The sequence below is a fragment of the Turicibacter bilis genome, assembly GCF_024499055.1.
GTDB classification, from domain to species: Bacteria; Bacillota_I; Bacilli_A; order MOL361; family Turicibacteraceae; genus Turicibacter; species Turicibacter bilis.
This window is the reverse complement of sequence record NZ_CP071249.1, coordinates 2,377,329-2,398,136: the sequence shown is the minus strand read 5'-3', so window position 1 is coordinate 2,398,136 and position 20,808 is coordinate 2,377,329. Positions and strand designations below refer to the sequence as shown.

At 33.5% G+C, this 20,808-nt stretch carries 19 protein-coding genes and 2 pseudogenes; 6 read left to right on the top strand and 15 right to left on the bottom strand.

Features of this window, described 5'->3' with window-relative positions; all coding sequences use genetic code 11:
* Positions 1–7: 7 nt before the first annotated feature.
* Positions 8–103, top strand: a pseudogene (locus J0J69_RS13565) (IS3 family transposase); the annotation flags it as partial.
* 389 nt (positions 104–492) lie between these two features.
* On the opposite strand, the gene J0J69_RS11580 reads toward J0J69_RS13565, so the two are convergent.
* The 9 genes from J0J69_RS11580 to tnpC (J0J69_RS11540) form a co-directional block, all read right to left on the bottom strand.
* Complete coding sequence (locus J0J69_RS11580; RefSeq protein WP_212726163.1) at positions 493–669, bottom strand: hypothetical protein; 177 nt, start codon at positions 667–669, stop codon at positions 493–495.
* 34 nt (positions 670–703) lie between these two features.
* Complete coding sequence (locus J0J69_RS11575; protein WP_212726162.1) at positions 704–958, bottom strand: Mor transcription activator family protein; 255 nt, start codon at positions 956–958, stop codon at positions 704–706.
* A 90-nt stretch (positions 959–1,048) separates the two neighbouring features.
* Complete coding sequence (locus J0J69_RS11570) at positions 1,049–2,665, bottom strand: recombinase family protein (RefSeq protein WP_212726161.1); 1,617 nt, start codon at positions 2,663–2,665, stop codon at positions 1,049–1,051.
* 243 nt (positions 2,666–2,908) lie between these two features.
* A complete protein-coding gene (locus tag J0J69_RS11565) occupies positions 2,909–3,763 on the bottom strand; it encodes a hypothetical protein (RefSeq protein WP_212726160.1) in 855 nt (284 codons plus the stop codon).
* 49 nt (positions 3,764–3,812) lie between these two features.
* Positions 3,813–3,983 carry a hypothetical protein gene (locus J0J69_RS11560; RefSeq protein ID WP_195454982.1) on the bottom strand — a complete coding sequence of 57 codons (171 nt, stop codon included), beginning with the start codon at positions 3,981–3,983 and terminating at the stop codon, positions 3,813–3,815.
* A 128-nt stretch (positions 3,984–4,111) separates the two neighbouring features.
* Complete coding sequence (locus tag J0J69_RS11555; RefSeq protein ID WP_256637877.1) at positions 4,112–5,797, bottom strand: DNA primase family protein; 1,686 nt, start codon at positions 5,795–5,797, stop codon at positions 4,112–4,114.
* A gap of 39 nt (positions 5,798–5,836) precedes the next feature.
* Positions 5,837–6,286, bottom strand: a complete 450-nt coding sequence (locus J0J69_RS11550; protein WP_212726158.1) for a hypothetical protein — start codon at positions 6,284–6,286, stop codon at positions 5,837–5,839.
* 222 nt (positions 6,287–6,508) lie between these two features.
* Positions 6,509–7,318, bottom strand: a complete 810-nt coding sequence (locus tag J0J69_RS11545; RefSeq protein ID WP_212726157.1) for a hypothetical protein — start codon at positions 7,316–7,318, stop codon at positions 6,509–6,511.
* A 110-nt stretch (positions 7,319–7,428) separates the two neighbouring features.
* A complete protein-coding gene (tnpC, locus tag J0J69_RS11540) occupies positions 7,429–8,859 on the bottom strand; it encodes an IS66 family transposase (protein ID WP_256637860.1) in 1,431 nt (476 codons plus the stop codon).
* A 486-nt stretch (positions 8,860–9,345) separates the two neighbouring features.
* On the opposite strand from tnpC (J0J69_RS11540), the gene J0J69_RS11535 reads away from it, so the two are divergent.
* Positions 9,346–10,116 carry an alpha/beta fold hydrolase gene (locus J0J69_RS11535; protein ID WP_237252825.1) on the top strand — a complete coding sequence of 257 codons (771 nt, stop codon included), beginning with the start codon at positions 9,346–9,348 and terminating at the stop codon, positions 10,114–10,116.
* 84 nt (positions 10,117–10,200) lie between these two features.
* Here the strand turns inward: J0J69_RS11535 and J0J69_RS11530 are convergent, their stop codons facing one another.
* From J0J69_RS11530 to J0J69_RS11510, 5 genes are all read right to left on the bottom strand, one after another.
* Entirely contained in the window at positions 10,201–11,019 is an 819-nt protein-coding gene (locus tag J0J69_RS11530; RefSeq protein ID WP_212725259.1) for a Cof-type HAD-IIB family hydrolase, read from the bottom strand.
* Positions 11,020–11,760: 741 nt separating this feature from the next.
* Positions 11,761–12,576: a PHP-associated domain-containing protein gene (locus tag J0J69_RS11525; protein ID WP_212725258.1), complete on the bottom strand. Its 816-nt coding sequence runs from the start codon at positions 12,574–12,576 to the stop codon at positions 11,761–11,763.
* 12 nt (positions 12,577–12,588) lie between these two features.
* Positions 12,589–13,404 carry an energy-coupling factor transporter transmembrane component T family protein gene (locus J0J69_RS11520; RefSeq protein WP_212725257.1) on the bottom strand — a complete coding sequence of 272 codons (816 nt, stop codon included), beginning with the start codon at positions 13,402–13,404 and terminating at the stop codon, positions 12,589–12,591.
* 1 nt (position 13,405) lies between these two features.
* Positions 13,406–15,088, bottom strand: a complete 1,683-nt coding sequence (locus J0J69_RS11515; protein WP_212725256.1) for an ABC transporter ATP-binding protein — start codon at positions 15,086–15,088, stop codon at positions 13,406–13,408.
* Positions 15,085–15,933, bottom strand: coding sequence for a DUF8171 family membrane protein (locus tag J0J69_RS11510; RefSeq protein WP_212725255.1), 849 nt, complete (start codon positions 15,931–15,933; stop codon positions 15,085–15,087). The genes J0J69_RS11515 and J0J69_RS11510 overlap by 4 nt, the downstream gene beginning before the upstream one ends.
* Positions 15,934–16,783: 850 nt before the next feature.
* Between J0J69_RS11510 and J0J69_RS11505 the strand changes: the two genes are divergently transcribed.
* From J0J69_RS11505 to tnpC (J0J69_RS11490), 4 genes are all read left to right on the top strand, one after another.
* Positions 16,784–16,978, top strand: a complete 195-nt coding sequence (locus J0J69_RS11505; protein ID WP_212725254.1) for a hypothetical protein — start codon at positions 16,784–16,786, stop codon at positions 16,976–16,978.
* Positions 16,968–17,324, top strand: a complete 357-nt coding sequence (gene tnpB / locus J0J69_RS11500) for an IS66 family insertion sequence element accessory protein TnpB (protein ID WP_212725253.1) — start codon at positions 16,968–16,970, stop codon at positions 17,322–17,324. Before J0J69_RS11505 ends, tnpB begins: the two co-directional genes overlap by 11 nt.
* A gap of 106 nt (positions 17,325–17,430) precedes the next feature.
* Entirely contained in the window at positions 17,431–17,694 is a 264-nt protein-coding gene (locus J0J69_RS11495) for an IS66 family transposase (RefSeq protein ID WP_212725252.1), read from the top strand.
* A gap of 121 nt (positions 17,695–17,815) precedes the next feature.
* Positions 17,816–19,246 carry an IS66 family transposase gene (tnpC, locus tag J0J69_RS11490; RefSeq protein ID WP_256637860.1) on the top strand — a complete coding sequence of 477 codons (1,431 nt, stop codon included), beginning with the start codon at positions 17,816–17,818 and terminating at the stop codon, positions 19,244–19,246.
* Between the two features lie 278 nt (positions 19,247–19,524).
* Here the strand turns inward: tnpC (J0J69_RS11490) and J0J69_RS11485 are convergent.
* Positions 19,525–20,805: pseudogene (locus J0J69_RS11485) on the bottom strand (IS3 family transposase).
* Positions 20,806–20,808 lie beyond the last annotated feature (3 nt).

The following is a 20,808-nucleotide window of genomic DNA, read 5'->3' as shown; positions in this document are numbered from 1 at the left end:
TCAAAACGAATGGTTTCTTTTTGTCTGGTGGTTCAATTATAAAAGAATTCATTCTACCTTGGGTTATCTCAGCCCAATAGAGTACAAAAATCAAACACCTTAAGGAATTTGTCCAATTTACTGTTGACTATCCAGTTTTTTTAGACTTTGTATACAATAAATTTAATACTATTTTAATTAATAGAAATAAAGCTAAATACAAACAAACACGTTGAAATATTGGGACGTGGATACTAACCGGAACGCCCCATCTCCACCATAATATCCACGTCCGCAACTGTTACAGAAAAATGAACAAAACAAAAACCATTATCTGAGTTCAGATTAAATCTGATTTGAGATAATGGTTTTTTAGTTTCTATTTATTCTTTTCTTTCAGATGATCTAAGCCAATACCGATAGCTACAGTAACCACTGTCACCAATACTTTTCCTAGTCCATCAAGCAATTTTGGATTCATATCAATCACCTCCTTTCAATTCATATGACGGGCTAATAGTCTACATCTGCTTGTTCACCACTTCCATCACAAGCTGGGCATATATGCGTTCCTGTTCCTCCACATCCAAAACAATCTTCATCCGCAAAACTTGGTCCACAACCTCCCGTACAATCACAGGCTACTGTTCCAGATCCTAAACATTCTGAACATATTTCTTTATAAATCATTTCTCTCTCTCCAATCATTGATAAATGAAAATACTTACTTGAATTCATCTATTAAAAGTTGTTTAATCCATCTTTCTGAATACCCAAGATAGGTGGCTATCTCTCTAATATTTTTACCATCATAATATTGAGCTAAATACTTTCTAATGTATTCCTTTGAATGTAGTCTCATTGGACAACAAATTTGATGTCCTTTGAAATGATGATGAAATTGTCTGGTAATCTCATCTCCAAAAATCTCAAAAATATCTGCATAGATTCCATTATAGTCTGTTGATTGACACACCATCCATCACCTCCTCACCTCTTTAATCATAACGTTTCTTCAAAACATTATCTCATCCGTTTTTCCATGTAAAATTCCATGAATACTTCCTTATTAACTCACCTCCTTTAAAGGTGAATAAGCATAGATCTCTTTCTTTGAATAACTCTTCATTTCTATCAATACCACCTGTTTGAATTCAATAAAAAAGCCACCGAGATTGTATTCAACCTCGATGGCTTCATTGTTTACGATAATTTTATGAATGAATCGTGATAAGATATATTTCATCATGTCATCATTATTTTTTAAAACATACTCCTTAGCTTCTTCTAATACTTCTTTCATTTGATCTAATGTAAGATTAACTTCTGATTGTTTCACTTGATGATTTTGTATCTCATTTGTTAAGACAATCTTTTGTTGTTCTAATCGTTGTAATTCAGCAGTAATCGTATCAATACTTCCTAATCCTCCAACTGCAATCGCTTGAACTAAATTGGATGCTTTTTGATTCACTTCTTTTAACTGTTTTTCTAACTTTGGTAAATCATGATCCATCTCTGAAAACTTTTGTTTAAGCTTTTCATTCACCTTCTGATGTAACAGTTCTAAATGTTGAGGATTCAAAATAGTTGTAAATAGTTGATTGACAATGAACTCATCTAATAGCGTTCTATTAATCTCTTTACACTTACATGGATTCTCGATTTTCTTACGTTTTGAGCATCGATAAGAAACGTATTTTTGTTTATTTCTACCTCCAATTCGTGCACTTCCATGATAAGGACTTCCACATTCACCACACTCTATAAGCCCTGAAACTAAGTAAACTTCTTTTGCCTTTGAAGCCCCTTTAGAACGTTGACGACTAGCTAATAGTTTTTGGACTTGTTCAAATGTTCCTTCGTCTACAATAGCAGGTAATCCATTTGGCACACGAATGATTTCTGATTCATCTTTGTTTTTACGATGCGATCGTTTCATTCCTGGTTGTTTAGGTTTAGACAAGCTACGTCCAAAGACATATTCACCTTTGTATTTTGAATTCACGAGGATATCATAGAAAGATGAATTAGCAGAAAATTTATTACCTATTTTAGTACGATACCCTAATACATTCAGATATTCTGCTAATTCTCGATAACTCCATCCTTCTAAGAACTTTTTAAAGATAATACGAATAGATTCTGCTTCTTTTTCATTAATGATGTACTGCTTCGTTATAGGATCAACATCATATCCTAACGGTGGTAAGCCTCCGTTATGCAAACACTTGTAAGCGTTTTCTCTCAGTCCTTTCATCACTTCTCTTGCCAAATTTTGGCTGTAATATTGACCGACACCTAATTGGATGATTTGTTGTAATTGTCCTTCAGGTGTATCTGCAAATTGTTCAATAACACTAATCACCTTTACTCCATATTGAGCTAATTCACTTTCAATATTTAACGTATCACGAACATTACGAGAGAAACGATCCATTTTATGAACGATTACTACATCAAATAAACCTTTCTTAGCATCTTCTATCATTCGTTGGAAGTTTGGTCGATCGGTATTTGTCCCTGTCAATGCCATATCAATATAATCACCAACAGGTGTATAATCATGTTCACCCATAAATTTGTAGATGGCTCTTAATTGTGCATCAATCGATTCTTCTCGTTGATTACTACTACTGAATCGACAATATGCGACCGCCCTCACTTTCGAACTCTTCCTAATCATTGCTAATAACCTCCATTGATTCATGTAACTTTTAAATAAATCAATAATATAATATCTGCTTTAAAAGCTATTCATTACTTCCCTTACTAAAATTGTATGGAGCAACTATTATTGTAATAAATGCGATAAATGCCAATTACATTTATCGCATTTTAAATAAAATCCATTATCTAATAAACTCAATGAATTTGATTTTCCCATTTAATATACTTTTTAATCTCCCATCTCTCATCACACATCAAATTACCAATCGATAGTTTCAACAGATTTGATAACCCCATTCAAACCACTTCTTAATTGATGACCTTCTAAATGATATCCAGATTGTAAAACTAACTGTAATGATTCTTCATTAATTTCCTCTTCTAAAGATAAGTGATAGCTACCATCTAAAGAATAGTGAATAAAACCTGTAAAATCAAAAGGACATTCCTGCACTAAATGGCAATCAGAATCGTCATAGGTTTTAAAGTAACCTTGTTTAAATCCTTGTCCAACATAGCAATTGCTTTCAACTTCATTACTTAAAGGCCCAATTAAATGATATGAATAACTAAATTCTAACCCAAAGATATCTAATTGATCCAATAAATCAGCTAACGTCATTAATGATTTTGGATAATCTAAAACATCCTTAAATAAAACGGGTTTATTTGTTTCCCAAATAAGTGTAACTGTACCATCATCAACACTTGTAAAAATTACTTCTGAGAACTCATACCCATAACCTCTAAATGTTTGTTGTAGTTGACGAAGTGCGACATCGTATGATTTCGCAAAGTTATTTTGTTGACCAAATGGTGAACCATATTCTAATAAAGATTTGATCCCGATTTCAGCACTAAATCGTACATAAGTAGGCCTATTTGATACCATACTTAACATCAATTCTTTATGTTCATTAACGTACTCAATAGCACGTAATTTCTGAGAATAATCACCCTCTGAATAGAATCTATCCTTCATATCCTCAAGTACTTCCCAGATCCACATTTCTAACTTCATATCATTAGAAACATGATTTTCAATTAAACCTTTTAACTTACTTGCTACTTCTTCCACGTTTTCTACTGTTACATTAATTTCTGTATTTTTCATATTAATTGCTCCTTTTCTCATCAGTTAATTTAAATTCTGATTTCATTTATTAACTAGTCATACTAGCATCTTTTTTTACATGACGACTAAAATGATGCTCGATTAAGTAATTCGTCAGCCATTTAGCTAAATCATCAACATATAATTCAAAATCGATTGATAATTCACTTGTCATACCTTTTTTCAATTCTTCTTTTGTATATATTTTCTTTTGAGTCATGAAAATTCTCCTTAATAAATCATGGGTAAAAAAGGTGGTGAAGGGGGTAAAGAAACTTCACCATCGTATAATAGAAACAAATTCATTCCATACAACTAAACACACTCCACCCTTTCTACCCCTCATCACTATTGGACTTTTATACCATAGATACGTTTCATTCCACGAACGCTCGTTTCTGAAATACTCCATTGAAATTTTTTTATTGTCGCATAAAATATTTTCCAAAACTTTTGGGGTGATTTTGTACCATGATCCGCTATCGCATTATCATCCAACCATTTTCCATATGCCTCTATCAAATCTTTACGCATAATTCGACTATCCTCACTTTGAATAATACACTCTTTGCAGAATTTCTCTACCGGGTTAATATTATCCTGATAAGTTTGAAGAAGTTTTTCGGAATTTTTACTTTCAGTAAATACATAACCATTAGCGATTAATCGTTTTAATCCTTCTAGAGCCCAATTGAAGATTCCTGGTAATTCAACTAACAATTCTTCCGTTAAATGCTTATTTTGTTCTTGAATGGAAAATTGGCGGTTAAAAGGAACAATAACCAAACGACGTATCAAAGCATATGAAGAATCTGAAAAGGTAGGAAGATTATTCGTCACAAAAATCAACTTAGTATTTAATCTCCTATTGATCGCTGTTCGTCCTTTCAAGTCAATATTAACTGCATCTCCCGAGGTGATAGCCTTAAAATTTTCATTTGAAAGAATAAAGTCTGCCTCATTTTCACTCGCAATATTCAATTTCTTATCTAGTAATGGTTCCATACCAAAACGAGTTTCTAAGTTTTTCAATGACACATTAGAAACTAAAGATTTAGAAACTAAGGCTTGAAAAACATCTGCCATGACTGATTTTCCCGTTCCGCCTGGGCCGTACAAGAAAAAAGCTTTATTAGCTTTTGTTTCATTACTAATAACATAGCCAGCAATTTCTTGAATTAAATGAATTAATTCCGAATCATCTTGAAGGGTCTCAGACAAGAATTTATCAAATTTGGGACAGAGTGCTTGAGGATCATATGAAATCCCTAGAGATTGAGTACATAAATGATTTGAAGAAAACTTTTCAACTTCTAATGTTTCTAAATTTAATGAACCATTCATTAAGTTAATATGCGTTTTGTTAAAATCACTCGCATGTATAACGACTGAATCTCTCATCAATAAAGCAATCATTTCTTTTTCAAAAGTTGTTGTCCACTTAAAATCTGAAATCATTTTACTAGCCCATCTAATGATTCTTCCAATGACATAATTATCATGAATATATGAACCCGTTTTCTTATTGTAAACATATAAAGATTCATCACCATTTTCTAGTTTCATGACTAAAAGTGTCGTTATAGACCTTATAAAATCTCCCAATATCTCCTCATCAATCTTTACTTTTCCAGAGCGAGACCTATAGCCACCACATAATCGACTAATTTGACTTTTGTAATAGATCCGAAGCTCATTAAGTAATTGATTACCAACTTTATCAGCGGCTTTTGTCACTAACATTTGATATCCAGATTGAGCATCCTGATAATCTATTTGAGTATGTAGTGAAAGAATTTTAGAAAAAATTAATTCTTTTTCAGATGTCATCAAATTCGTCAATTGATGACAAGCAAGAGCTAATTTTACTGTATTAGGATGAGCTAGCAACTCAGTGGTTGCTAGCTCATCTCCTTTTAACCAATTTACAAAAGAGGTCAATACTATAAAGTCATCATTAATTGATTGAAAACTGATGGCTTTCTCCAAATTCAAGTAAGGATCTAAGGTTTGTTGTTTTGATTGCATTGACATTCATCTCACCCTTCTAAACATAATTCATAATTCTAAACTTTACAGAAAAAAATCATCCTCTACATCTACACAATCTGTAGAATCAAGAATTGTGTCTAACATATCATTACTTGAAGTTTTTGTAAGTTTCTTGATTGAAACTATATTTTTAAACTCACCATTGGTTTTGACTTCAACCTCAACAGGAACGTTACATAATTCATCAAGATTAGGTCTTTGTCCTAAAATAAGCTCAATATTAAACACTTCTAGTAACTTCTCTAGATGCTTATTATAAAAATTAAACTTAGTAACATATGATACTTCATAGTTACCTCCTTCACTATCTACTGATACTTTAAGTGAAAACATTGGAGTCTTATCTTTTTTTGACATAAAGATGGAATATGATTTAGTGACTCCTTCATATGTTCCATCAGCAAGTGTATAATTTTCATAAAATGCATCTTCAACTTGATCCCAATTAACGTAATTATCTGTTGTACTCATAAGTAAACTCCTCCTATAATGATGATAAAATCAAATTTAACGTCCTATAAGAATTAAGAAACTTTTCACAATTCATCTAATTGTCATAGAACATTTTGTAATCACTATCTGTTTCAGATTACATATTTATTGTAAAATAGCTCAATACTTAAGCAGAGGAATCTTTAAATAAATATTTTTTTCTTTACATAATAAAAAAAACATGGTATAATCCATGTTTTTTTATTGGTTATTTATTAAATTATTAAAAAATTTATGAATACTCTCGGCACTTTGTTCATCTCCAGGTGCAACTAATTCTAATACTCTCTTTCGCATTTCTTCAATTTCATCTATACTTCTTTTCTCCTTCGGGAATAAAAGCATATCATCAAAATCACGAGCTATTTGACTTTCTTTCAACTCTTTTTCAATATTCTTCATAAATATATCACTAATCTTCACAATGGCCTTTTTATAGCTTTTAAGGGCCTGTAACCTTCTTTCACTACTATAAATCTGTGAAATATTTTCAATATTTTTTTCTATTAATGAACTAAGGTCATTCCATACTCTGTTAGCTTCATCTAAATACGTGTTTTTAAATCTATCTTCCATCCATCTATCAATGATTGGATATATCGGATCATTTTTAAATTCTTTTTTAATCAACTCTTGAAAAATTATCCCTATCTTCATCATTTCAATATCCCCAATTTCTTCACCTAAATTTGACTTCTCCATCAACTTGCTTACTGTCTGCCCTTCAATTTCTGAATTGTACAGACGTGAATAAAAATCTAAATATTTAGGATATTCTTCTACTGGAATTTGTAACTTATTCTTTATTATTCCTAAATCCTCTTTACTATTATTTAGGAATAATCCTACTATATTAATCATCTTTCTAATATTTTTTGATTCCGAACTATGCGATAAATTATCTTCACTTAAACCTGTAATATCAGAAGTCAACTTTCCAATACTATAGTAATCCTTACTAACATTTACATTTGTCTCATTTACCATTCTTGCTCTTCTAGTTTGTTTCATATGAATACCTCCTAATTGACAAATATAATTATATTTTGTAACTATTCAGCCTAGTAGAAAAGAGTATCACAAAAAGGAGTGCTCATTTAGTGAAGTACTCCTTGTGAATGTTATGAAAATTGAATCGTATTTCCCATTAAAATGGTTTCAATACTTTCGATAATATTTAATCCTTGCTTTTGACAAGTAGAGATGAAACCTCTGATTCGGGCGAAACAATGAGCACCTTTTTCTGTTCGGAAACATCCGGATATTTTTTGTTTAGTTTTAGTCATTCGGACATCACGCTCAGCTAAATTATTATCAAACGGAACTTCAACTTGATACAGAAATTCTAATACTTCTTCTTGTCGTTTCGATAAACGATTGAGTAATCGAACGGAATCCGTATTCTTTTCATGCAGTTTTAAAGGATTCTCACGGTAACCCTCTTCGATGATTTGTTGGTATCGTTTCTCAAACTCCTGTATTTTAGATAAGGGTAAAGGATATTCCGTCTCTTCTGAATAAGTTTTAGCTTCAAGTAATAATTTCGTCATGTTTTTTGCCCACTGTTGGTTCTCAAAATCGATGATTCCTTTAAACTCTCTTAAATGATGAACGTTACATAAAGCATGCGTACAATCATCATATTTAAAATACGGGGTCCAATGGTCATGGATGACGGTTCCTTTGAAAGAGGGAAGAATGCCATTGGCTTCAATTGCTTGAGAGCCACGCTTTTCATGAACAAAGTAATGCGTGAATTTTTGATTTGAAGTCACGTGAAGCCAGTGTCTCTTTCCATTGACATAACAGCCTGTTTCATCTAAATGAAGATGATTTGATGCCAAAAGATTTTCTTTGATTGAAGCTTCAGTCGTTTCTAATAACTCATCACATCGTTTCGTCATATTCACCAGTGTTCCTTGGCTGATGGTCGCTTTGAAAATATCTTGAGTCAATTGTTTCAGACGGTTGAAAGGAATCAATTGATAGTGACTGAAATAAGTTAATACACTTGTTAAATGTGGCCCATATTGTGTCGGTTGTGTGACATGTTTCGGAAATAGTCCTTCATTTTTAAAGTGACAGTTAGGACATACTTTAATTTGAGATTGATGCTCAGTGACTTGAAGCCTTAATCTCGGTAAATCAAAAACTTGACGTCGAATCGTTTTTTGAGGTTCAACGTTTTCTAAACAACACCCACACCCTCGGCAAATTTTCGGATGATGTGTGACGACATGATCCGGATCTTTTATCATTTTTAAGGTTGAACCTTGATGTCCGACTTGACCACCCGGTTTTTTATTTGAAGGTTGACGCAAACTTTTTGTCTTTTTAAAACCATCGGTTGAGGGAGGCAAACTACTGTTTTGACTTGTTTTATTTGATTGTTTTTCAAGTTTTTTAAGGCGAGCATCTAAATCTGAAATGATTTTATTTTGTTTCTCAATCGTTTGAGATAAATCAGAGATTTGAGTGGAAAGTCCTTGAACTAAAGTAATGACGGATTGAATTCCTTCATGATAAACTTTGATGATTTCAGATTCTGACATAAGATGACACCTTCTTCTAAAGTTGGAATAGTAAGGATATTATAACGTAAATCTTATAAATAGGTAAGTTATTCACGAGAGCTACATATCATTAACAAAACCACCAATAAACGGAATTCGTTTACTTGGTGGCTGAATAGTTACATTTAATCATTTCTAAAATTAATGTTAAGATCAATGATAAGGTTAACCATCCGATCCAATTTATCATGTCATCACCTCCTCGCTCGCTTCTTAATCATAAACAGTATCACAACTTCTTCTTTCATTCAAGACGCTCAAAAGCGATCCTATCAAAACGTTAAATGAAGTGTTACTTTTATTTACATTATACCTTAATGATCTTTATTCATTTGTCACAATAAGCAACAAAACGCAAGTCCTTTTATTTTTATCCATAATTGATAAAGGATGTTAAAAAAAGATTCATATCGAATCATGTCTTTTCATAAAATGTAAAGAAACAAATACGTTGAGAAGGTGATCTTGTTTATTCATGGATGGCCTTTAGATCATCAGATGTGGGAATATGAAGTGGAATATCTCATGGAATTTGGTTATCGTTGTATAACGGTTGATTTACGTGGATACGGCCGCTCTGATCGTCCATTTGATGGATATGATTATGACACAATGGCTTCTGATATTAAAGCGGTCATTGAAGCGTTGAACTTAAAAGATATTACACTCGTCGGTCATTCGATGGGGGCTGCCATTGCCATTCGCTACATGGCTAAATATCAAGGGTATGGAGTCTCAAAACTTTGCTTATTATCAAGTGCAGCGCCATCGTTTGTCCAAACAGATGATTGGCTTTACGGTTTTTCGCGAGATCAAGTAGGTGATTGGATTGAGATGATTTACAACGATCGCCCGAGCGCCATTGTCATCATCCGAAATCTGATGTTTTATCGCTATGCCGATCCTTCGACTGACAACTGGTTCGATACAATGTGTTTAGAAGCCTCTGGATGGGCAACTGCTAAATCATTATTGGCACTCGATGAAGAACGACTGTTTGATGATTTGGATCAAATTCAAGTGCCAACACTCATTATGCATGGCGTTCATGACGTCATTTGTCCGTATTATTTTGCGACTTACTTAAACGAACACATTAAAGATTCTAAGCTACTCAAATTACATCAAAGTGGTCATGCGGCGTTTTTTGAGGAAAAAGAAAAAATTTGTGACGCAATTAATAAATTTATTAGAGATCGTTTAGTTGTGCCTAAAGAGAATGAAGAACCGATTTAAACACCGCCTACACTGAATAAATTCAACTCATAAAAAAGATTAATCGAATGGAGATATCTCCATTATGATTAATCTTTTTTAGTTCTATTGGATAAAATGATAAATGGCTTGTGCCACTCCACCGTGTTGATTATCAGCTGTGATGTAATCAGCCTGTTCTTTGACTTCAGGCGTCGCATTTCCCATAGCGACACTCACTCCAGCAACTTTTAGCATCGATAAGTCATTTTCACTATCACCAATACACATCACATCATCATAAGAAATATTTAAATAATTGGCTAAGTGTTGCACGGCTTCTCCTTTAGAACTTCCTTTTTTCATGATTTCAAAATTATCATTCCATGAAGAGACGACTTCTAAATGAGGATGAGTTTTCTTTAGCTTTTCTTTTAACTCAACAAGAAGTGAGTGATCCTCACCAATACAAACTCCTTTTAAAATGTCCTGCTCATACTGACTCAGTTCCTCTAATGATGAGATGACCTTTAAACTAATCTTTTCGCTTTCAGGTAACGTTTGATTTAAAACTTTATAAATATTTGTTTCAGGTAATTCCACTGTTGAGATAATGCCAAAATTAGCCGTTAAATACGAGAGAACGCCTGCTTCTTGGGTGAGTGTCATGAAATCATGAACATCTTGAAGATCCAGTGGATTGTGATAAATCACCTCGTCCTCTACCCCACCAATAAAGGCTCCATTTGATGCGATGATTGGCGTTTGTAAGCCAATTCTTTTAGCATATAATCGAGCACAATTATAGACACGTCCCGTCGTAATTGCCACATGCACGCCTTGATTAAGTGCATACTCAATCGCTTCTTGATCCACTAAAGCAATGTCGTGCTGATTCATGAGTAATGTTCCATCCATATCAATACAAATCAATTGAATTGCCATCGTTAACCTTCTTTCATTATTTAAAATTAATGTATCCTACTTCATTAACATACGACGATTCAGTCATTTAATACCATAATTTCATGTTAACGTTTATTTTTTTGATGAAAGTGATAATAAATCACTAGAAAAAGAAATGTTGGTAAATTGCATAATAACAGTGTATAAATCACTTGAATGATGAATTGAAATAGAGTTTCACCCTCAACCAACATCAGGTTTAATACCGTAAAGATAGATAGGATAAATGTAAGGCTTGGTAAAATAAGTCCATAAAATCGAGAGATTTTTTTAGATAAATAAATTTGCAATAAGATAAGGCCAATGCTTAAAAGTAAAAAAATCACGATATTTTTCATTTCATTCTCTCCTTTTTATCCGTGACTGATCAAAAGAAAGCTATTAATGAGAATTAAGGCGACGGTACATGCTAAAATCAATTGAAATCTTGTTTTCTTCGTTACATCTTGTTTGTATTCTTCACGATAAGAAAATAAGGCGAACAATGAACAGAGCATGGTCATTAGAATTAATGGTTTATTCATGACTCATCGTCCCTCCTTTAAACATCTTTTCATTATACCAAAACATATTCCATTTATAACCATAAAGTGGAAGAACTCATAAAAAATACCCTAGCGAGCCACTCTCGGTAGGGTATTTTTAAAGTCTAGTTATGATAAAGCCTTTTGCAATGTTAAAAACTTATCTAGCATAGATGAAAGGTATTTAATTGAGCAACTATCCGATGTCTTCTAAGACATATTCTCCACATTTCGCGTACATCATTTTTAATGATTTCTTTAATAAATTTGCCGACTTCACTTTAAACGCAATATAGTCAAGCATTTCAATCTCATAACGTCCGGCGTTTAATTCTTCATGAATCTCTGTAATTGTCGTACATTCTCGCTCAAATACGTTATAAATACATCCATATTGCAAGCATTGGTGCGTATCACTTCCAGCAACGACCGGCTTATTGAAACGAGCTGCTAATTTCTTGATTTTTTCTTCCATTTCTAAATCTTTGCTGCAGTCTTTTCCATTTAGATCAAAGAAATCAAACTGTGATAACACGTCATCACTTAATGTCTTGATATTACTTCCTTCTCGAACTGCATGAGCAGCTCCTACTAAGACAGGATATTTTTTACAAAGTGTCATTAAGTCACTGGCTTTAATAAATGAATCTCCTCGCATATAACTTTCATAATCTAACTGCTTAGGGCCACTCATATAATCTTCTAACTGTTCATGAATAGCTAAAATATCATTAACATTTCCAATCACTAATACATGACCTGATTCTTCGATATCAACTTCCATGCCAATAAAAACTTTCAATCCTTCGACGTCATAGCAATCTCCAAGACATGGATAATGATTGACAATAAACTGTAGTAAATCACGATATCCTCGACTATTAAAATGTTCAGTTAAACAAATCGCATCTAATCCAAACTCACGTGCCTCTTTAAATAAATTGATGGTATATGAAGTTGAAAAAGGTAATCCCTTTGCTAATTTCCCATGTGTATGAAAATCAATTTTCATGTTTTTATCCTCCTATAATGTCATCGCAAATACAACGGCGACATATAAAATCGACGCTGATGCAAAGTAATAATCACGACTTGTAAATTGCAGGTGTGATAACTTCATTTGACGTACCGCCTTGTTACTCATTGCATATTTATAACCTTTCATCTCAAGTGCCTCAACGGTTGTTCTTGAACGCTTAGCCATATTTAGCATTAAAGGATAAAAGGATAAAATGGCAACCTTAATTTGATAAGCTAAAAAACGAAACTTTCCAATAATCCCTTTTGAATCTGGTGTTGTCCCACGTAAACGAAATGATAACATAATATTTTGAAATTCTTCCATAATTAACGGTAAAATTCGGTATCCAAAAGAAATACTAAATGAAAATTGATCGGGGCACCCAAAGGCTAATAGCCCATTCGCTAATTTATCAGGATCCATTCCTGAAAAGACAGTAATTGAGGCTAAAGAGACGACGGCGACTTTTAAACTTAAAACTAATAAAGCTAAAATAGTTTCCAAATTTCCCCCAAAGAAAATAGAAATAATAAACAAATAACCCGTTTGAGATAAAATCCCTAAACAAAAGACAAACATTAATAATGGAACTGTTTTGGCCAGCTTCGTTGTGATGATAACAAAGGCAAATAACGCTAGTAAAACCTTGACATCATCAACAAACCAAGGCACGACCCCAAAAAATAAATACCATAATAATAAAGTTCGAGGATCTAAACTCGCAATAAATGTATCATCATTTCCATACGCATTTTTTAAGACTTGATTACGAATATAATCAATCGAAAACTTGTCTAATATATTCTCAGTTGCTTTCATTTTACCCCTCCAAAGCCTCTACAAATTGTTCAATATGATAACAATTCATTCGATCATCGACTAACTTAGCTAATGAATAAATATCAGGTGGTCTAATTCCGGCTTGTCTACAAATTCGTTGATTACCAAAAATCTCATCTCGGCTACCATCTGCAATAATATAGCCATTATTTAACACAATAATTCGATCAGCCCACTCAGCCACCAGTTGCATATCATGTGTCGCAATAATCGCGGTTTGCATGACATCTTTTGTGGCATTTAAAATTTTCATAATCTCTTGTCGTGTGGCGATATCTAAATTAGCAGTCGGCTCATCAAGTAAAATGACCTCTGGTCCTAAAGCAACCCCAATGGCTAAAGAGGCACGACGCATCTGGCCTCCACTTAACAAGCGCCCATCACGGTCACGCAAGTTTTCTAATCGAAACATTTTTAAAAGTTCTTGAGTTCGTTGTTCATAATCTTCATAAGCTCTTAGTTTCATAGAAAAAGCAATATCATCAAAAATATTATCTTTAATAAACATCTGCTCTGGATTTTGATAAACTAATGAAACATACGAAGATAACTGTTCCGCACTAAAGGCTCTTGTATCGTGATCACAAACAGTAACAGAACCTTCTTTTGGTTTCATTAATCCAGTCATTAATTTTAAAATCGTTGATTTACCTGCCCCATTGTTTCCAATCAATGCAATTTTATCACCTTTATAAACATTCAAATTAAACTGATTTAACGCAACCTTATTGTCACCTTTAACCGCTCGATATTCGTGGCGAACATCTGAAAACTCGATGACACATTCATCACTTGGACGAACATATTTTTTGATTGAACTTCTTTGTAGACGTTTCGATTGAAATAAGTGTGCAGCCTCTTCTATTTTGATGGGATAAAGGCCATTAACTTCAATTTTTTGACACTCATGCGCCTGTTTAGAGGCTAATGTAACTTGTGGCGGAAAGACATGAATGCCTTGCAATTCTTCAATTCGATTTAAAGCCTCTTTTGTTGGTAATTTCCAAGCAATACGCCCATCCTTCATCATCATCACTTCGTGACAATAATCAGCAATAAATTCCGTGTGATGCTCAATGACGATGATCGTCATCTTCTGTTCTTCATTTAATCTTTTTAATAACTCATAAATCATCGTGGCATGTTGAGGATCTAATTGAGCAATCGGTTCATCTAAAATAACAATCCCAGGCGAAAGTGCGATCGCTCCCGCTAACGCTAATAAATGTTTTTGTCCTCCACTTAATTGCCAAATATAGGCTTCTTCCTTATGATAAAGTCCTGTTAATTGAAGCGCTTCACGACCGCGATCAATGTAATCTTTCATGGCATAATTCAAACAAGCAAACGAAGCTTCATCTAAGACTGTTGGACGAACAATTTGATTTTCAAAATCTTGATAAACGTAGCCAATTTCTTGAGCTAATTCTCCAATACTATAATCTTGCGTATTTTTTTCATTAATCCAGACATGACCCGAAAAATCCCCAGAAAAATAGTGCGGAATCAATCCATTCAACGTCTTACAAAGTGTTGATTTCCCACACCCATTATTCCCAACAATCGCAACGAAGTCCCCTTGTTTAATCTCAAGATCAACCTCATTTAATTGAGGTTGATCGGCACCAGGGTAAGTAAAACACAAATTCTCAATTTTTATCATACACTCACCTTTTCTTGTTTTTTCATGACTTTAAAAAAGACACCTAATGCGACAATAAGTGCTAACGCCATCGCCATAATTAATGCCGGTGTACTTTCTGCCCATTCTGCTTCCCAATCAATAAAATTAATTCCTAAGTCAGCCATGAACTCAAAACCAACAGCAGCCACGAAACATCCAACAATCGTTAACATCATTTTGGCATTAAACAATTCTGTTAATGAAACGGTATATTCTTTGCTACGTGGTTGAATCCCTAATAATGGCTCGATTTTTCCATAAAGACGTGGCACTAAATACATCGTTGGAATCATACAGAATAAAATCCCTGAGAATAAGATATCATTTAAACAAGCAAACCCTTCCGTAAAGTAAACACTCTCAGGTAATCCAGCGACCGCTTCAAACTCTTCAATGGCAAATTGAACTTTTAAAATATCAACGCCACATGCTAATAATTGATGAATCGCAACCCCTATAATTGAAGCCACTGCAATTTGACGACGATTTTTTGGATCTTTCACCATTAATCCTGCCACATACATCCCAAGTGAGAATAAGATAAACTTTTCAACTTCTCCAAACCCACCAAATTGCCCTAACATAATTTCACTAAAAATGATTTCTCCTGTTGCCGCTCCAATAGCGGCTGAAAAAGGATCAAATAATATACAAAGGGTTAAAGGAATAAATGCAAAATACTCCACCGAAAGTTCAACAAACCCAATTTGAAACTTAGGAATTAACTCCGTAAATAACATCGATAGTCCATACAATGACATTGATAAAACAAAAACCATCAATTTTTGCGATTGATTCAACTCATACTTTTTCTTTAAACTCATCTCAATATCCTCCTTAATCGTTTATAGCTCTACTTTATCACTATCATCACCATTTTTTGTTAACAAACTGTTAAAAAATGGTTAATTATTGATTTAAATATGAAGAAGGAGATTTTGAATTACCACATAAAGTCATAAAATCCATGTTAGCAATGAAATCCAATTTTCCTTAAACGTAAAACATAAAATAAAAAAATCATCACAACTATTTACGTGATGATTTTTTTACTATGGCAAAACATACAATAAGTACCAGAGGATTACCCAAGATGAAACAATGACCTTAAGACAGTGTATGAGTTCATCACTCTTTCGTTGGGGAAGGAAAATATATAAGTCCAAATAAATTTTCTTCAAACAATTTTTTTAAACCCTACTAGCGGTAGATCCATTTTCTTCGAGAATAAAATGTGAGTTCTGAACGATAGAATGTCTTGGTACGTCAAGTCATCATTGCTTTTTATAGACTATCTTAGATGTAGAATACTTATCTGTTTCTACTATGAAAATCAATGCAAACCCCCTGTGCGAAGGCAGCTTTGAAAAAACCTCCCTGATGTAAATCTTTAAAATGAGGAATAAAGGCATACAAATGAAAGACTCATCTTGTCTCCTTTTTAATCTATTAGGGTAAAATTAGAATCTAACATTCAAGAAGCCGTTTAGTTTCGTTTATACGAGTGCCGCTAGGGCGTTATGATCTATATAATAAATGATTTTTTCATTAAAACTTCAATATTTTTTACTTTGCAGCACTTATCAATTGTAAGCACGTAATATAAATACGTCTATTTTGACCTCCAACTTTAGGCTATACTGTAGCTATCAAAGATTAGGAGGTCAATTTTTTATGAAAGAAAATCCGATAATCGTTCCAGTCGCATTGAGTGACTCTGATTTAAAGTCTCACTCAGGATCTGCGACCAGTAAGGATAAACCTGTCTGTCACTTTAAAATTAAGGATGCTGAAGTCACGTTTTACAATGGTGTGAATAAGTATATTTTACATGCCGTTTTAGCGGAGATGTCTAAATATGCACATTAATTTTACGGAAGTTCAAAACATCTTTATTGTCTGTGGTCACACCGATATGCGTTGTGGAATTGATGGATTAGCTAGTGTCATCTCAGATCAATACAACTTAGATTTATTTAGTGATGCCATCTTCTTGTTTTGTGGAAGAAAAAAAGATCGCTACAAAGCTTTATACTGGGATCATGACGGATTTATGTTATTTTATAAACGAATTGAGAACGGTCATCTACAATGGCCAAAAGATCAAGATGAGGTTAAGAAATTAACGTCCCAGGAATTACGCTGGTTATTAGAAGGTCTCTCTATTCAACAACCTAAAGCCATCAAACCAGCTAAAACTGGTGACCTATATTAATAGAAATAAGGGATTTTCGACAAAATCCCTTATTTCTATTTTCATCTGTTGTGAGATTAGGTATACTAGGGTTAAGACATAGACATTTTGAAAGTAGGCGACTTGGATGACAGAACTTGAACAACACTTAATGGAACAAAATAAGGCACTTCTAGAACAAGTTCGCCAATTAACTGAACAAATTCAGTATCTAAATAAAAAGCTATTTGGATCTTCAAGTGAGAAGACTAGAGTAGCTGAAGGTCAAATTTCATTATTTGATCAGGATCATTTTTTGAAGACTCAGAGACAACTGAAGACCAAACCGTCGAAGAGATCACGTATCGACGTAAAAAACAAAAAGGAAGGTAACTATTCAGCCACCAAGTAAACGAATTCCGTTTATTGGTGGTTTTGTTAATGATATGTAGCTCTCGTGAATAACTTACCTATTTATAAGATTTACGTTATAATATCCTTACTATTCCAACTTTAGAAGAAGGTGTCATCTTATGTCAGAATCTGAAATCATCAAAGTTTATCATGAAGGAATTCAATCCGTCATTACTTTAGTTCAAGGACTTTCCACTCAAATCTCTGATTTATCTCAAACGATTGAGAAACAAAATAAAATCATTTCAGATTTAGATGCTCGCCTTAAAAAACTTGAAAAACAATCAAATAAAACAAGTCAAAACAGTAGTTTGCCTCCCTCAACCGATGGTTTTAAAAAGACAAAAAGTTTGCGTCAACCTTCAAATAAAAAACCGGGTGGTCAAGTCGGACATCAAGGTTCAACCTTAAAAATGATAAAAGATCCGGATCATGTCGTCACACATCATCCGAAAATTTGCCGAGGGTGTGGGTGTTGTTTAGAAAACGTTGAACCTCAAAAAACGATTCGACGTCAAGTTTTTGATTTACCGAGATTAAGGCTTCAAGTCACTGAGCATCAATCTCAAATTAAAGTATGTCCTAACTGTCACTTTAAAAATGAAGGACTATTTCCGAAACATGTCACACAACCGACACAATATGGGCCACATTTAACAAGTGTATTAACTTATTTCAGTCACTATCAATTGATTCCTTTCAACCGTCTGAAACAATTGACTCAAGATATTTTCAAAGCGACCATCAGCCAAGGAACACTGGTGAATATGACGAAACGATGTGATGAGTTATTAGAAACGACTGAAGCTTCAATCAAAGAAAATCTTTTGGCATCAAATCATCTTCATTTAGATGAAACAGGCTGTTATGTCAATGGAAAGAGACACTGGCTTCACGTGACTTCAAATCAAAAATTCACGCATTACTTTGTTCATGAAAAGCGTGGCTCTCAAGCAATTGAAGCCAATGGCATTCTTCCCTCTTTCAAAGGAACCGTCATCCATGACCATTGGACCCCGTATTTTAAATATGATGATTGTACGCATGCTTTATGTAACGTTCATCATTTAAGAGAGTTTAAAGGAATCATCGATTTTGAGAACCAACAGTGGGCAAAAAACATGACGAAATTATTACTTGAAGCTAAAACTTATTCAGAAGAGACGGAATATCCTTTACCCTTATCTAAAATACAGGAGTTTGAGAAACGATACCAACAAATCATCGAAGAGGGTTACCGTGAGAATCCTTTAAAACTGCATGAAAAGAATACGGATTCCGTTCGATTACTCAATCGTTTATCGAAACGACAAGAAGAAGTATTAGAATTTCTGTATCAAGTTGAAGTTCCGTTTGATAATAATTTAGCTGAGCGTGATGTCCGAATGACTAAAACTAAACAAAAAATATCCGGATGTTTCCGAACAGAAAAAGGTGCTCATTGTTTCGCCCGAATCAGAGGTTTCATCTCTACTTGTCAAAAGCAAGGATTAAATATTATCGAAAGTATTGAAACCATTTTAATGGGAAATACGATTCAATTTTCATAACATTCACAAGGAGTACTTCACTAAATGAGCACTCCTTTTTGTGATACTCTTTTCTACTAGGCTGAATAGTTACAAAAGAAATATTTAATTTTATCAATCCCCCTCCCCCTAAATTTCATAATCTTAATTTCTTTTTTAATATTTTTTGTTAATTATACCATACCTCAATTTCCTAACATATATCATATATCTTTTAAAACTTCCTATGAAGTTTTAAACACTAAAAGAATTAAGTTATGGATCTAGGTCAATATTTTGGACACAAAAAAGTTAAGTTTTTAAGCAATTTGTCGTGCAAGTTGCTCACATTCTTCTGGTGTTAAATAATTAATGGAACCATGAATTCTTTTGCGATTATACCAGCCTTCAATATATTGAAATAAGGCCATTCTAGCCTGTTCAAACGTCACGTATGTGGTTTGATACACTTCTTCTTTCTTTAAGGTGGCATGGAATGATTCAATACAAGCATTATCGTAAGGGCATCCCTTACGGCTAAAAGATTGAACGACATTAAGTTCTGAGGTTAAGTTTTTAAAATCTTCGCTGGTATACTGTGTCCCTAAATCAGTATGAAGTATAACCTTGTCTTTGGGTCTTTGAGAAACATAAGCATTCTTTAAAGCTTGAACAATAATGTCTGTTGTCATTTGCTTAGAAAAATGATAACCAATCATTTTCTTTGAATGTAAATCCATCACTGAAGTTAAGTAGCACCAACCTTCTTTTTGAACGTAAATATAAGTCATATCGGATACCCATTTTTGATTAATTGAAGTCGTCGAAAAATCCTGTTCTAGAATTTTATCACGTTCTAAAACAAGTTCCTTAGATTGTTTATACGGGGTATATTTCTTTTGAATAATCGAAGCTAAACCGCCTGATTTCATTAGTCGCTGAACACGTTTCAAGCTAACAGAGAATCCTTCTTTAATCAATTGACGGTGTACCTTAATAGCACCATATCGACGGCTACTTTCAAAATAAATCTTCTTAATTCGTTCAAGCAGTTGGTGATTTTCACGTTTCCACTTAGATTCAGTTTGATGCTTCGATTGATAATAAGTGCTTCTTGGGACACTTAAGACCTCACAAAGTTGCTTAATATCATGTTCTTGATGATGTTGATCAATAAACTGACATAATTCAGATTGAGTTACTTTCTCGTGAATGGGTCACCTGGCGATTGCTAACGGCAATCTATCCCCAACTGCTAGGGAAAGTGGTCATAGCCTTTTTTCCTAAAGGATAAGTGCAACTATGACTTTTTACAAAGTCAAGTTTTCTAATAAGATTTCATTTTCCTCTTGTAAACGTAACATCTCTTGTTTCATGCGCTTAATTTCCTCAAGTGTGATATCAGTATCATCTATTGAGGTAATAGGAGAAATCTGTTTAATCTATTCCCTACTAATGGTGGATACCTGCTAACGCAGGGCAGGGGCCCATTTATAAATCGTTACTTCTGATACACCATATTCACGACTAAGTTCTAAGACTTTCCGTCCAGTTTTATAAAGTTCAACAATCATCGATTTAAATTCAACATTATATTTTATATT

Excerpts from the sequence above, each read along its gene's own strand:
- tnpB (WP_212725253.1), top strand. The coding sequence starts at position 16,968 with ATGCACATTAATTTTACGGAAGTTCAAAACATCTTTATTGTCTGTGGT.
- J0J69_RS11530 (WP_212725259.1), bottom strand. The coding sequence starts at position 11,019 with ATGGCAATTCAATTGATTTGTATTGATATGGATGGAACATTACTCATG.
- J0J69_RS11515 (WP_212725256.1), bottom strand. The coding sequence starts at position 15,088 with ATGATAAAAATTGAGAATTTGTGTTTTACTTACCCTGGTGCCGATCAA.
- J0J69_RS11495 (WP_212725252.1), top strand. The coding sequence starts at position 17,431 with ATGACAGAACTTGAACAACACTTAATGGAACAAAATAAGGCACTTCTA.
- tnpC (WP_256637860.1), top strand. The coding sequence starts at position 17,816 with ATGTCAGAATCTGAAATCATCAAAGTTTATCATGAAGGAATTCAATCC.
- J0J69_RS11570 (WP_212726161.1), bottom strand. The coding sequence starts at position 2,665 with ATGATTAGGAAGAGTTCGAAAGTGAGGGCGGTCGCATATTGTCGATTC.
- J0J69_RS11550 (WP_212726158.1), bottom strand. The coding sequence starts at position 6,286 with ATGAGTACAACAGATAATTACGTTAATTGGGATCAAGTTGAAGATGCA.
- J0J69_RS11565 (WP_212726160.1), bottom strand. The coding sequence starts at position 3,763 with ATGAAAAATACAGAAATTAATGTAACAGTAGAAAACGTGGAAGAAGTA.
- J0J69_RS11545 (WP_212726157.1), bottom strand. The coding sequence starts at position 7,318 with ATGAAACAAACTAGAAGAGCAAGAATGGTAAATGAGACAAATGTAAAT.
- J0J69_RS11575 (WP_212726162.1), bottom strand. The coding sequence starts at position 958 with ATGGTGTGTCAATCAACAGACTATAATGGAATCTATGCAGATATTTTT.
- J0J69_RS11555 (WP_256637877.1), bottom strand. The coding sequence starts at position 5,797 with ATGTCAATGCAATCAAAACAACAAACCTTAGATCCTTACTTGAATTTG.
- J0J69_RS11510 (WP_212725255.1), bottom strand. The coding sequence starts at position 15,933 with ATGAGTTTAAAGAAAAAGTATGAGTTGAATCAATCGCAAAAATTGATG.
- J0J69_RS11560 (WP_195454982.1), bottom strand. The coding sequence starts at position 3,983 with ATGACTCAAAAGAAAATATATACAAAAGAAGAATTGAAAAAAGGTATG.
- J0J69_RS11580 (WP_212726163.1), bottom strand. The coding sequence starts at position 669 with ATGATTTATAAAGAAATATGTTCAGAATGTTTAGGATCTGGAACAGTA.
- J0J69_RS11505 (WP_212725254.1), top strand. The coding sequence starts at position 16,784 with ATGAAAGAAAATCCGATAATCGTTCCAGTCGCATTGAGTGACTCTGAT.
- J0J69_RS11525 (WP_212725258.1), bottom strand. The coding sequence starts at position 12,576 with ATGAAAATTGATTTTCATACACATGGGAAATTAGCAAAGGGATTACCT.
- tnpC (WP_256637860.1), bottom strand. The coding sequence starts at position 8,859 with ATGTCAGAATCTGAAATCATCAAAGTTTATCATGAAGGAATTCAATCC.
- J0J69_RS11520 (WP_212725257.1), bottom strand. The coding sequence starts at position 13,404 with ATGAAAGCAACTGAGAATATATTAGACAAGTTTTCGATTGATTATATT.